The sequence below is a fragment of the Streptomyces sp. NBC_00285 genome (genome assembly GCF_036174265.1).
GTDB lineage: Bacteria > Actinomycetota > Actinomycetes > Streptomycetales > Streptomycetaceae > Streptomyces.
In genome coordinates this window covers 9,895,460-9,907,654 of record NZ_CP108055.1, presented here as the reverse complement: position 1 = coordinate 9,907,654, position 12,195 = coordinate 9,895,460, and the positions used below count along the sequence as shown (strand labels likewise).

Genomic DNA, 12,195 nt, shown 5'->3' with positions numbered 1-12,195 from the left:
TGAGCCTGTTGATGCCGCCTGGGCGTCACGGGGTTGCCGCAGCGCGCCGGGTGGTGTGCAGGATCGCGCAGGAAGTGGCGCTGACGCTTGGTGGCAGCGCCTGGTTCGGTGGCGCCTGGTTCGGTGGGCGTCTCGTTGGGCGGTGATTGACTGGTTGGCGTTTGATTGGTTGGCGCCGCCGGGTTGCACCGGCGCGTGTGGTGATCCGCTGCCGACAGGGGTGGCCAGCGGTCAGGCCGGCGAGAAGACGTGGTCGCTGATGAGCCTGGCCGCGCCGATGGCTCCGGCAGCCGGCCCCAACTCCCCCAGCACGATCGGCAGGTTGCCCGTGGCCAGCGGCAACGACTGCCGGTACACCTGGGTCCGGACACTGGCCAGCAACGTGTGTCCGAGCCCGGTCACACCGCCACCGATCACCACCAGTCCCGGATTGAAGAAACTGACGAGCCCCGCGATGACCTGCCCCAGGCGTTTCCCACCCTCGCGGATCAGTTCCAGAGCGACCGGGTCCCCGGCAGCCGCGGCGGCCGACACATCCTCGGCCGTCAGACGTCCGGCTGTCTCCAGCCGGGCGGCGAGGTGTGCCGAGCGGCCCTCACGCGCGGCCTGCTCCGCGTCACCGGCCAGCGCGGCACCGCTGAAGTGGGCTTCCAGGCAACCCCGGTTGCCACACACGCACGCGCGGCCCTCCGGTTCCACCTGGATGTGCCCGATGTCGCCAGCGCTGCCGGTCACCCCGCGATGGACCTCCCCGCCTGCGACGATGCCGCAACCGATGCCGGTACCGATCTTGACGCAGAGGAAGTCGTCCACGGAGCGTGCGACACCGGCGTGCTGCTCCCCCATCGCCATCAGGTTCACGTCGTTGTCGACCATGACCGGGCAGCCGAGTTCCTGACTGAGCGCCTCCCGCACGGGGAAGCCGTCCCAGCCGGGCATGATCGGCGGAGCCACCGGGACACCCTCGGGAAAGCGGACCGGTCCCGGGACGCCGATGCCGGCGCCGTCGAACCCCTCCGCGAGCCCGGAGGCCCTCAACTTCGCTGCCATGGACAGGACTTGCTCGAAGACCGCGACCGGACCTTCCCGGACGTCCATCGGCTGGTTCAGATGCCCCAGGACCTCCAACTCCGCATTCGTCACGGCGACACCGATCGACGTGGCACCGATGTCGACGCCGAGGAAACGCAGCGTCGGCGCGAGACGGATGTTGTGCGACCGACGGCCGCCCCGGGAGGGGGCCAGGCCGTCCGCCACGACCAGCCCCGTCTCCAGCAGCCGGTCAACCTCGACCGCCAGCTTCGAACGGGACAGGTCCACCAGATCACCCAGCTGGGCACGGGAGTTGGAACCGTTGTCACGCAGCAGACGAAGCAACCGCGCCTGATGGGCGTTCTCAGGTCGAGCAGTCATCCGTCGCACGATCCCTCCCCTCACCCACGACCGGGTATCGGACGCCTGTCTGCACTGACTGCGTCGTCAGGCCGTCGGAGAGGAACGTAACAATGATTTTCCGGAGTGGGAAGTACTTACGCACGGGTAGGGCACTTCTTTATCCACCCACAGGACAAAGCTCATTGGTCGCCGAGAAGCCTGCGGGGACTGCCACGGCCGCCGACCTGCAGACCGTTCCTCGGAACCTGGAGCCGACAGGGCCGACGGGCCGCCCCGCCCCGGAATCGATCCTCACCTGTCAGGCGATCACCCCGCATCGCCCGATCAAGTGCAGTAGCGTCCTGCGGTGATCACTCTGGGGGAACCTGCGTTCTTCACCCGCCTGCGCGACGCGCAACGGGTACTCATCGCCGGTGCAGGCGGCGGCTTCGACGTGTACGCCGGACTCCCGCTCGCAATCGCGCTGCGGTCCGCAGGCAAGGAGGTGCACCTCGCGAACTTGTCCTTCGCCAACCTGTACGGCCTGGACCTCGACACATGGGTGGACGAGGATGTCGCGGCCATCGGTCCCGACACCCCATTGCGCGGCGACTACTTCCCCGAACGCACGCTCGCCCAGTGGCTGGTGACGCAGGATCTGCCGTCGACCGTGTACGCGTTCCCCAGCATCGGAGTTCGTCCGCTGCGGGCGGCCTACCGAACACTGATCACGCATCTCGGCGGTGTCGACGCGGTCGTGCTGGTGGACGGCGGCACCGACATCCTGATGCGCGGCGACGAACACGGTCTGGGCACCCCGGAGGAGGACATGGCGAGCCTGGCCGCCGTGAACGGGCTGGAGGAGGTCCCGCACCGGCTGGTGGCCTGCCTCGGCTTCGGAGTGGACGCCTATCACGGCGTGAACCACTCGCTCGTACTGGAGAACCTGGCCGCCCTGGACCGGGACGGCGCCTACCTCGGGGCGTTCTCGCTGCTCGGCGCGGCGCGGGAGGGCGCGCTGCTCTATCTCGACGCGGTCGCCCACGCACAGCGCCACACCATGAGCCACCCGAGCATCGTGAACGGATCCGTCGCCGCCGCAGTGCGCGGCGACTTCGGCGACGTCCGGTTCACGGAAAGGACCAAGAACAGCGAGTTGTTCATCAACCCGCTGATGGCACTGTACTTCTGCGTGGACCTGCCCGGACTGGCCCGCCGCAATCTCTACCTCGACCTGTTGGAACGGACCTCGCTGATGCGGCAGGTGAGTTCCGTGATCGAGGAGTTCCGCACCACGCTGCCCCGTCAGCGCCCGCCGCGGGCCTTCCCGCACTGAGCCGTCCTCCGGGGATCCGCCCCCTGAGGACGGCTGCCAGTACCCGTCGCCGTGGGGGTCGGACCGGCCTGGTGCAACCCCCGGCACGAGAGGCCCACCACGGACGGCCAGGTCTGCGTCCACGGCCGACCCGCGGCCCCAAGACGGCCACGGTCACAGCCCGCCCTACCCCTACCCGCGGCAGCCGCTCCCGCCTCACCTGCACCGAGTGGCTCGTTGATGAAACCGGTCCCTACCTGCGCTGCCCTTCCGGTTCGGACCACCGCTTGGTTCGCCGCCCACGGGTCACCGTCGAACGCGCGCTGACCGACAACGCCTGAGCCTGAACGAAGAACACCAGGCACGCGAACCGCCACGAAACGGCATCGGCCCGCGCTGGACACATCCCTGGCGGCCCCGACCAACGCAAAGGCCAACCGCTTCCACCGCCCGCCTGGTTGACCCGATCCAAGAGATGCCTGCGGAAGGTGTGGGGGTGGGCGGTCAGGCGTCAGGGTCGACTTCGGGGTGCGTGAACCCCACGGGCTTGCCCAGCGACCGCGCGTAGGCGATTTCGGCTCGGGTGCTGTCTCCGATGTAGTCGCCGACTACGAGCACCTCATCAGCGAGTCGGATCTTCGCCCGGTGCAGTTCGCCGAGTCGAACCTTCAGCGCCCCGGCCTCGGCAGGATCGGACCAGAGTTCGTGCGGCGCCTTCATGTCGAAACCCGGCTTGACAACGATCTTTCCGGCTTTGGTCTCCCGCAGATCGGCCTCCGTCATCTCGGTCATGAAACGGGTGGAGCCGCAGATCACGACAATGGGCGGGAGGCTCAACTCCTTCTTCGCGTCGGCGAGTTTCTCCTCGGGGGTGAGCGGTTGCGGGTATGACACCGGTTCCTCCTGGTGGTGTGGTCCAAGGGGTGCGCCTGAGGAGACGCGAAGCAGGTCTTCGAATCGATCAACGAGACCTTCATGGGACAGCTTGACCTCGATCGGCACCCAGGGCGCGCACCCGGAGGGGCCATGGCCCGCGTCATACCACGCACCGTCCCGCCGACCGCCGCGATCCGGCACAACGGCGCCACCGGACAAGCCGTCCTCCGCTCACTGATCGCCCACGAGCACTGTCCCCTTGCCGTCGGCGACGAGCACGTCGTGGACGGCCTGGACGTCGGTAGCGTGGAAAACGCCAGAAGCAGGCTCCCGAAAGGTCCCGAACGTCATGCGCTTCACCTCCCAGACGTCCTCCGACGCCATCGTGGAACAGCTCTTCCTCCTCGGTGACATCCCCGGCGTGCTCTGGTCTCCCCAAGGTGCCGACGGGACCCGCCCGCTGATCGCCATGGGCCACGGCGGCGGAGAGCACAAGAAGGCCCCTGACGTCACGGACCTTGCGCACCGCTTCGTGACCGAATGCGGTTTCGCCGTAGTGGCGATCGACGCGCCCAGCCACGGTGACCGGCCGGACCATGAGGAGTTCACCCGCATCGCGACCGAGTACGAGGCCCGGCTCGACGCCGCTGAGGAACTGGCTCCGTTGATCGCCGACTTCCAGGCACTCGTCGGGCGCCAGATCGTGCCGGAATGGCAGAGAGTCCTCACCGCGGTCCAGAAGCTCGGCCATGTCGGCACCGGCCCCATCGGCTACTGGGGCGTGTCATTGGGCTGTGTGATCGGCGTCCCGCTCACTGCCGCCGAACCCCGGATCCGGGCGGCGGTGCTGGGCCTGGGAGGTGCCGAGGTACCGTGCGAGGCCGCCGCGCGGATCACCGTCCCGGTGGAGTTCCTCATGCAGTGGGACGACGAGCGAGTACCGCGGGCCCAGAGCCTGGCACTGTTCGACGCCTTCGCCTCAACCGAGAAGACCCTGCACGCCAACCCCGGCAAGCATGGTGGGGTCCCGGCCTTCGAGACAGACAGCACTCTGCGGTTCTTCGAGCGACACCTCGGCTGATACGCCGCCGGCACTGTGTGACGCGCCAGGCGGGATCCGGTCACGATGGGGACGTTCGCGCACCGGCCACGGTGATTTCTCTCCCTGCTGGAGCCGGGAGAGAAGTCACCGCCGCGCCACCGGCGCCGTCCCCTCCGTCGCCACGCGAATCGTTGCCGCCCGCCGCCGCACCGGAATGCCCATCGTCGGGTTGGCGACGCCCCAGGCGGCGCCCTTGCAGATCAACTCCTTGTAGCGGGCGGCGAAGCGTCCGGTCAGGGCATGGTCCACGGCGCGGTCGTCGGCGGTGACGAATTGGATCAGGCCCGCCTGGCGGCCGAGGGAAATGCACTGGTTGAAGTAGCGCAGCGGAGCGTGCGGCAGCTTGCCGTCCGTCAGGCGGGCGGCGATGGAGTCGGCGGCCTGCCAGGCCATGGGGGTGCCCGAGGCGCAGGACATGCGCAGTGGCTTGTCGCCGGCGCCGAGGGCGTGGCCGGCGTCGCCGATCGCGTACACATCCGGGTGCGAGGTCGAACGCATCGTCGCGTCGACCACGATGCGGCCGGTGTCGGCGAGTTCGAGGCCGGTGCCTGCGGTCAGCGGGTGGACCGCGAAGCCTGTCGTCCAGACGGTGACAGCGGCCGGGAGGACCCGACCGTCCGCGGTCGTGACCTGGTCCGCCTCGACCGCGGTCACGGTGGCGTTCTCGTGCACGGTGATGCCGAGCCTGCCGATGACCTTGCGCAGGTAGGCGCGGCCTTTCGGAGAGAGCCAGTCGCCCGGTTCGGCGCGCGTGGCGAGCGTGACGTCGAGGTCGGGACGGGCCTCGGCCAGCTCCGTTGCGAACTCCAGGCCGGTCAGGCCGCCGCCCACGACGAGGACCGTCTCGCCCTCGGCCAGCCTGGACAGCCGCTCGCGCAGCCGGAGTGCGCCGGGGCGGCTCGCGATCTGGTGGGCGTGCTCGGTGACGCCCGGGACACCGTGGTCGTTCCCGGCGCTGCCGAGGGCGTAGACGAGGGTGTCGTACGGCAGTTCCGCCGTGCCCTCGGCGCTCTCCACCGCGACGGTCTTGAGGTCCACGTCGATCGACGTGACCTTTGCGAGCTTCAGCTCGACGCCCGTGTCGGTGAACATCTCGCGCAGCGGGCGCGGCCTGAGGTCCTGGCCGACGGCCAGCTGGTGCATCCGGACCCGCTCGACGAAGTCGGGCTCGGCGTTGACGAGGGTGATGGCGACGTCCTCACGCCGCAGCCGCTTGGCGAGACGGCCTGCCGCGATCGCTCCGCTGTATCCGGCCCCGAGGACGATGATCCGGTGCTGCATTCTGCTGCTCCTGTCTGTGCGGGTCCGGTGCCTGCTGGCCCGGTCACGCCCCTTGAACCGGGCAGGCCGCGGATTCCTGACAGGAGCAGCGAGTGGTCTGCGTCACACGACGGTTCAGAGGGCTTCGGCGAGAACTGGCGGACCGAAATCGCCCGCCGCCCACCGCTGTGTGGCGCGCTCCAGCTTGTCGGGGTTGACCTGACTGCGGATCGCGGCAATGCCCTCCTGCGTGCGCTCCAGGCACATGATGCCGAAGACCCGCCCGTCGACGACCGCCACGACCGCGGGGCCGCCGTTGACCGTAGTGGCGTAGAGGTCGGGTGATCCGCCCAACAGATCCCGTTTGGCCTGAGCCGGCTTGAACAGTCCGCGCAGGAACTTGGCCACCGCGCGTGCGCCCTCGAAGGCACTGGCCCGGGCCGGCACCTTGCCGCCGCCGTCGCCGACCGCGATGGCGTCCGAGGTGAGCAGCTTGATCAGCGGCTCGGTCCGACCGCTGGTTGCCGCGGCGAGAAACTCCTCCACGATCCGGCGCACGGCAGCCTCATCGATCTCGCTCCGCGCCCCGTCGGAAACACCGCCGAGGACAGCCTCCCCGGAACGGGCAGCACTGGCACCATCTGAGCCGGAAGCCAACAGCGGCTTGCCCTGCGCCACATGCTTCTTCGCCCGATGGAAGATCTGCTGGCTCGCCGCCTCGCTGAGGTCCAGGATCTCGGCGATCTCCCGGTGGGAGTACGCGAACGCCTCACGCAGAACGTACACCGCACGCTCGTTCGGCGTGAGCCGCTCCAACAGCACCATTACGGCGTACGACACCGACTCGCGCTGTTCGGCGGTCTCCGCAGGGCCCAACATCGGGTCCCCTTCGAGCAGCGGTTCGGGCAGCCACTGGCCGACGTAGGTCTCTCGGCGCGCACGGGCGGAGGTGAGCTGGTTCAGGCAGAGGTTGGTGAGCACCTTGGTCAGCCAGGCCTCGGGTACCTCGATACGCCCGACATCGGTGGCCTGCCAGCGAAGGTAGGTCTCCTGCACGGCGTCTTCCGCCTCGCTCGCCGAGCCGAGCATGCGGTAGGCGATGGCCTCAAGACGCGGCCTGGTCGCCTCGAACCGGTCCACGTCACTCAGAAACAGGGCCATGCCAGGATCCTAAACCGCCGCGGTGCGCCACAGCCGGTGTCCGTTCATCAGCCGGGCGGCAGCCCGCCGTGTGACGACTGCTTCGGACGCCGGCGTCCCCGAAGTCTGGTATGCAGCTCACCGGGTGCCGCCGCACGGGACGGTGGGTGTGCACGGCGGCACGGACCCTGAGCGGCGCGCGCCTGCCACCTGAAGCAGGTGCGTGCCGCCGATCCCTGCGGTACCCGCCACCGCGCGGCAAGGAGCAGAGCTCTTGGCCACCGCTTCCGCCTTGGACACTGCCTCGTGCGTTCTCACGGCGACGCCATGACGTCACGGCTACATCACCGTCGGGGCCCGTGCGCCGGCCGGCACGGTCATCAGAACGAAGTGGCCGGTGCGGTCAGGGGCCGGGTCACGGGACCAGGACGATCTTCCCCGTCGTATGCCCGGTCATGCTCTGCCGATGCGCCGCGGCGGCTTCGCGCAGCGGATGGCTTGCGGCGATCAGGACGCGCAGTCGCCCGGCCCCCGCGGCTTCGGTGAGCTGCAGGCGCGCGGCGGCGCGGACTGCTGTGCCGGGGTCCGCGCCGGGGCCGCCGCCCAGGAGCTTGATTCCGGCTCTGGCCCCGCGTTCGAACCCGGCGACGGTCGCGATGCGGGACCGGTCCGCCACCAGCTCCACCGAGACGTCCACCGCCTCGTCGCTGCCCACCAGGTCGGCGGCCGCGTGGACTCCCTGCGGTGCTGCCGCGCGCACCCGGTCCGCCAGACCCGGCCCGTACGCGATCGGAATCGCCCCCAGGTCGCGCAGTACGTCGTGCTTGGCCGGGCTCGCCGTCCCCAGCACCGTGGCTCCGCGCTCGACAGCCAGTTGCACGGCCAGCAGGCCGACGCCACCCGCGGCGCCGTGGATCAGCACCGAGTCGTTCTCGCGCAGGCCGATCGCTTCGAGGACGTGCACAGCGGTGACGCCCGTGACCATCAGTCCCCCGGCCTGCTCCCAGGAGAGAGCGGCGGGTTTGGGCACCACTGCGGACGCCGGGACGACGAGTTCGGCGGCGTACGCGCCGGGCGCTCGGTACGCGATCACCTCGTCGCCGATCCGGATCGGACCGGCGGGGCCGGTCGCGTCGGCACCGACAGCGGTCACCACACCGGCCGCTTCGGCACCGAGCCGCATCGGAAGGTTCGCCGGATCGGTTCCGAAGGCGCCGCTGTACATCTTGTGATCAAAAGGGTTGACGCCGGCGGCACGGACCTCGATGCGCACCTGACCCGGCCCGGGCTCCGCCACGGCGACATCGGTCACCGACAGCACCTCGGGACCACCATAGGCACGCGCTACTACTGCTTCGCTCATGTCGGTAGTCAACGCGGTGCCGGAGGGGCCGATTCCCCCTCGTGGGTAATTTTTTGAGCGGAGCGCTCCGCTCCGCTCGGATAGGTTGGAGACGAATCACGCCGACTCAGGAGGACACATGAACACCACGACCCAGCCGACGGCCCTGGTGACCGGCGGCAGTCGGGGAATCGGCGCTGCCACGTCGCGGGAACTGGCGGCTCGCGGCTACCGCGTGGCTGTCAACTACTTCTCGAACCGTGAGGCAGCCGACCAGGTGGTCAAGGGCATCAAGGCCGACGGCGGGGAAGCCTTCGCCGTACAGGCCGACGTGTACGACCCCACCCAGGCTGCCGAACTGCTGGAGCGCTCCGCGGTCGACGGGCGCTTGGACGTTCTTGTCTGCAACGCCGGCGCCCGCTTCATTCCCACCCCGGTTCGCGCCCTCGCCTGGGACGACTTCAGGACGAAGGTGACGGACGAGCTGGCATCCGTCTACACGCTCACCCAGGGGGCACTGGGGCTGATGGGCACCCAGGGCCAGGGCCGCATCGTGTATGTCTCCAGCGCCGTGGCCGACGGCCCGCCCGCCCCCGGCATGGCCGCCCATGGCACCGCCAAGGCCGCCCTCAACACCTTCGCGCGCTTCGTTGCCTACGAGGCCGGTCCGCTCGGCATCAACGTCAACGTCGTGGCGCCGGGTTTTGTCCGCACCGATAGCAGCGCGTGCATGCCGCAGGAGTTCCAGCGGCGGCTGGCGGAGAACACCCCCCTGGGCCGTGTCGCGGAGCCGCAGGACGTGGCTGGGCTCATCGCGATGCTCGTCGGCGAGGAGGCCGGCTTCGTCACCGGCGAGGTGCTCACCGTCGACGGTGGGTACGGCGTGGCACGCCGGTAGAGGAGAATGCCTGTCCATGGGTGACACGCAGACCGGCAGACCCCGCGGCCGTCGGCGGGAGGCAGACCGCAACGACGCCCGCCTCATGCAGGCTGCGCGCGAAGTCTTCGCCGAGCTCGGCTGGGACGCCCCCGTCTCGGAGATCGCCCGCCGGGCCGGCATCGGCATGGGCAGCCTCTACCGCCGCTATCCCAGCAAGGAACTGCTGGCCCAGCGGATGCGCGTCATGGGGATGGAGCAGCTCGTCGCCCAGGCCCGCACAGCCCTCGCCGAGGAGTCGGACCCCTGGGCGGCCTTCACCCGCTTCCTGCGGAACGCGCTTTCGGCCCAGGGTGCAGTCGGCCCGCTGCTCCCGCTGCTCGGCGGCCGGCTGCCGGCCACCGACGAGATCGCGGCCGCCTCACGCCTGCTCCGGGCCGCCCTCGACGACCTGGTGGACGGCGCCCACCGCGCAGGCGTACTGCGTGCCGACTTCACCTCCGCCGACGTCCCCTTGCTGCTCGAACACCTCACCGCGCGGATCCCCGTCACCGACGAACGCGCCACCACGCTCCACCTGCGGTACCTGGACCTGGTCCTCGCCGGACTGCGCACGTCGACCACTGACGGGCACACCGCGTTGCAGAGCCCGGCTCCGGACTGGGCGGAACTCAGCGACCTGTGGAACGCCTCCGAGGGCTGAGCCCTGCGCCCCGAAGTGACTACGGCACCCACACCCCATTCGCTGCCCTGCACTTTCGTCCATCACGCTGAGGGATCAACCGGATCCCCGGTCAAGGAGCTTCGGCGTAGTCGCAGGACGTCCGGTCCGTGATCGTGCGACGACACCGGAGCCCTGTCGCGTTCAAGTTGGGACCGGCTGCCGTTGATGAGTCGCATCGGGACCGGGACTTGACACGAGGTGACCGCCACACCTCGTGTGACCCGCTACTTGGCGGATCCAGGAGGGGTGCGGCATCCACGCTGATGATCCTCGGGTTCCACAGCGGCAGTCCCGGCAGACGGCAACGCGGCACGGTGCCGTTGCGGTGGAGGTTTGCTCCGTGGCCACTGATTCAGTTCGCTGTCGGGACCTCACCCGTCACGCCCCTCTTCGGGTTCGGCGGAGCCGGGGCGGCGGGGCGCAGGAAGCGGATCGCGGGGTGGCCGGGTTCGTGGGTGACCTCGGCGCGGACGCCGTAGACCCGCTCGATGAGGGCGGGTGTCAGGACCTCGGCCGGGGTGCCCTCCGCGATGGCGCGGCCCTCGCGCAGGACGAGCAGGCGGTCGCAGTACATCGCGGCGAGGTTGAGGTCGTGCAGGGCGATCACCGTGGTGACCGGCAGGCTCACGACGAGCGCCAGCAGGTCCAACTGGTGCTGGATGTCCAGGTGATTGGTGGGTTCGTCGAGGAGGAGTTCGCGGGGTTCCTGGGCGAGCGCGCGGGCGATCTGGGTGCGTTGGCGTTCACCGCCGGAGAGGGTGTGCCAGGACTGGGCGGCCCGGTCGGTCAGTCCGGTGCGGGCCAGTGCTTCAGTGACGGCCGCGGCGTCGGCCGCCGTCGGCGGGGTCCAGGCGCGGCGGTGCGGGATGCGGCCCAGGGCGACGACGTCCTGCACGGTCAGCTCGGTCTGGGTGTGGGCGTGCTGTTCAACGGTGGCGATACGGCGGGCGGTGGCCCGGCGGCCGACCTCGGCCAGCGGGCGCCCGTCCAGGGTCACCACTCCGGCCGTGGGCGCGAGGACCCCGGCCAGCAGTCTCAACAGAGTTGATTTTCCGGAGCCGTTGGGGCCGAGCAACCCGACGGTCTCGCCGGGGCGCAGGGTGAGGGTGACGTCGTCGACGACGACCTTGTCCGCGAGGTGCCGTACGACGCGGTCGGTGTGCAGGCTGATCATGCCGTTCTCCGTCCGCGGTAGAGCACGACGACGAACGCGGGGACGCCGATGAGGGACGTCACCACGCCCACCGGGACCTCCTGGGGGTCGAGGGCGGTACGGGCGAGGGTGTCGACCCACACCAGAAAGACGGCGCCGGTCAGCGCAGTCACCGGCAGCAGGCGAGCGTGGCCGGCACCGGTCAACACGCGGGTGGCGTGCGGCAGGACCAGGCCGACAAAGCCGATCGCGCCGGCGCAGCTCACCAGGGCGGCGGTGAGCAGCGCGGTTGCGCAGAGCAGGACCAGGCGGGTGCGGGTGACCCGGACGCCGAGTCCTGCTGCGGCCTCGTCGCCGAAGGCGAACGCGTCGAGTGTGCGGGCGTGCCCGAGGCAGACGGTCAGGACGACGGCGAGGACCGCCGTGCACAGCAGCACCTGTCCCCAGTCGGCACCGGTGAGCGAGCCCAGCAGCCAGAACAGCACGCCCCGGGTGGTCTCCGCGTCGGCCGAGGTCAGGACGATGAACGAGGTCAACGCGGAGAACAGCTGCATGGCAGCCACCCCGGACAGCACCACCCGGTCGGTGCCGGCGCCCAGGGTGTGGCTGAGCAGCAGCACCAGGGCAAAGGAGAGCAACGCACCGAGGAAGGCGCCCGCCGACAGGGACACCACTCCCCCGCCCACCCCCAGCACGACCACGGCGACCGCTCCCGTGGAGGCGCCGGAGGAGACTCCGAGTACGAAGGGATCAGCCAGGGGGTTGCGCAGCAGCGACTGCATCACCGCCCCGCACACGGCCAGCCCGGCTCCGCAGACGGCGGCGAGGAGCGTGCGTGGCATGCGCAGGTTCCACACGATGCCGTCCCGCAGCGGCGCCAACCTGCCCTCGCCGAGGCCGAGATGGGCCGCGACCGACGCCCAGACGTCTCCCGTGGAGATGTCCGCCGGGCCGATGGTCACGGCAACGGCGATCGACGCGAGCAGTGCGGCCAGCCCGGCGCCCGTCAACAGCGGTGTACGGACGCTCACT

Annotated in this window: 11 protein-coding genes; 4 read left to right on the top strand and 7 right to left on the bottom strand. The window is 70.0% G+C overall.

The features are described from left to right. Positions 1-231: 231 nt before the first annotated feature. On the bottom strand, positions 232-1,413 hold the full coding sequence (locus OHT57_RS45255; protein ID WP_328752811.1) for an ROK family transcriptional regulator: 1,182 nt from the start codon (positions 1,411-1,413) through the stop codon (positions 232-234). Positions 1,414-1,741: 328 nt separating this feature from the next. On the opposite strand from OHT57_RS45255, the gene OHT57_RS45250 reads away from it, so the two are divergent. Beyond that, on the top strand, positions 1,742-2,710 hold the full coding sequence (locus OHT57_RS45250) for a DUF1152 domain-containing protein (protein ID WP_328752810.1): 969 nt from the start codon (positions 1,742-1,744) through the stop codon (positions 2,708-2,710). A 483-nt stretch (positions 2,711-3,193) separates the two neighbouring features. Here OHT57_RS45250 and OHT57_RS45245 read toward each other — a convergent pair whose 3' ends face one another. After that, a complete protein-coding gene (locus OHT57_RS45245) occupies positions 3,194-3,583 on the bottom strand; it encodes a hypothetical protein (protein ID WP_328753515.1) in 390 nt (129 codons plus the stop codon). Between the two features lie 331 nt (positions 3,584-3,914). On the opposite strand from OHT57_RS45245, the gene OHT57_RS45240 reads away from it, so the two are divergent. Further along, complete coding sequence (locus OHT57_RS45240) at positions 3,915-4,646, top strand: dienelactone hydrolase family protein (protein WP_328752809.1); 732 nt, start codon at positions 3,915-3,917, stop codon at positions 4,644-4,646. A 105-nt stretch (positions 4,647-4,751) separates the two neighbouring features. On the opposite strand, the gene OHT57_RS45235 is transcribed toward OHT57_RS45240, so the two are convergent. From OHT57_RS45235 to OHT57_RS45225, 3 genes are all read right to left on the bottom strand, one after another. Beyond that, entirely contained in the window at positions 4,752-5,948 is a 1,197-nt protein-coding gene (locus tag OHT57_RS45235; RefSeq protein ID WP_328752808.1) for an NAD(P)/FAD-dependent oxidoreductase, read from the bottom strand. A gap of 114 nt (positions 5,949-6,062) precedes the next feature. After that, positions 6,063-7,088 (bottom strand): sigma-70 family RNA polymerase sigma factor, encoded by a 1,026-nt coding sequence (locus tag OHT57_RS45230; RefSeq protein ID WP_328752807.1) that lies wholly within the window; start codon positions 7,086-7,088, stop codon positions 6,063-6,065. 394 nt (positions 7,089-7,482) lie between these two features. After that, entirely contained in the window at positions 7,483-8,430 is a 948-nt protein-coding gene (locus OHT57_RS45225; protein WP_328752806.1) for a quinone oxidoreductase family protein, read from the bottom strand. A 118-nt stretch (positions 8,431-8,548) separates the two neighbouring features. On the opposite strand from OHT57_RS45225, the gene OHT57_RS45220 reads away from it, so the two are divergent. After that, entirely contained in the window at positions 8,549-9,307 is a 759-nt protein-coding gene (locus tag OHT57_RS45220) for an SDR family oxidoreductase (RefSeq protein WP_328752805.1), read from the top strand. Between the two features lie 16 nt (positions 9,308-9,323). Beyond that, entirely contained in the window at positions 9,324-9,989 is a 666-nt protein-coding gene (locus OHT57_RS45215) for a TetR/AcrR family transcriptional regulator (protein WP_328752804.1), read from the top strand. A 373-nt stretch (positions 9,990-10,362) separates the two neighbouring features. Here the strand turns inward: OHT57_RS45215 and OHT57_RS45210 are convergent, their stop codons facing one another. Together OHT57_RS45210 and OHT57_RS45205 are read right to left on the bottom strand one after the other, a co-directional pair. Beyond that, a complete protein-coding gene (locus tag OHT57_RS45210) occupies positions 10,363-11,184 on the bottom strand; it encodes an ABC transporter ATP-binding protein (protein ID WP_328752803.1) in 822 nt (273 codons plus the stop codon). Further along, a complete protein-coding gene (locus OHT57_RS45205; RefSeq protein ID WP_328752802.1) occupies positions 11,181-12,194 on the bottom strand; it encodes an iron chelate uptake ABC transporter family permease subunit in 1,014 nt (337 codons plus the stop codon). Before OHT57_RS45205 ends, OHT57_RS45210 begins: the two co-directional genes overlap by 4 nt. Between the last annotated feature and the right edge of the window lies 1 nt (position 12,195).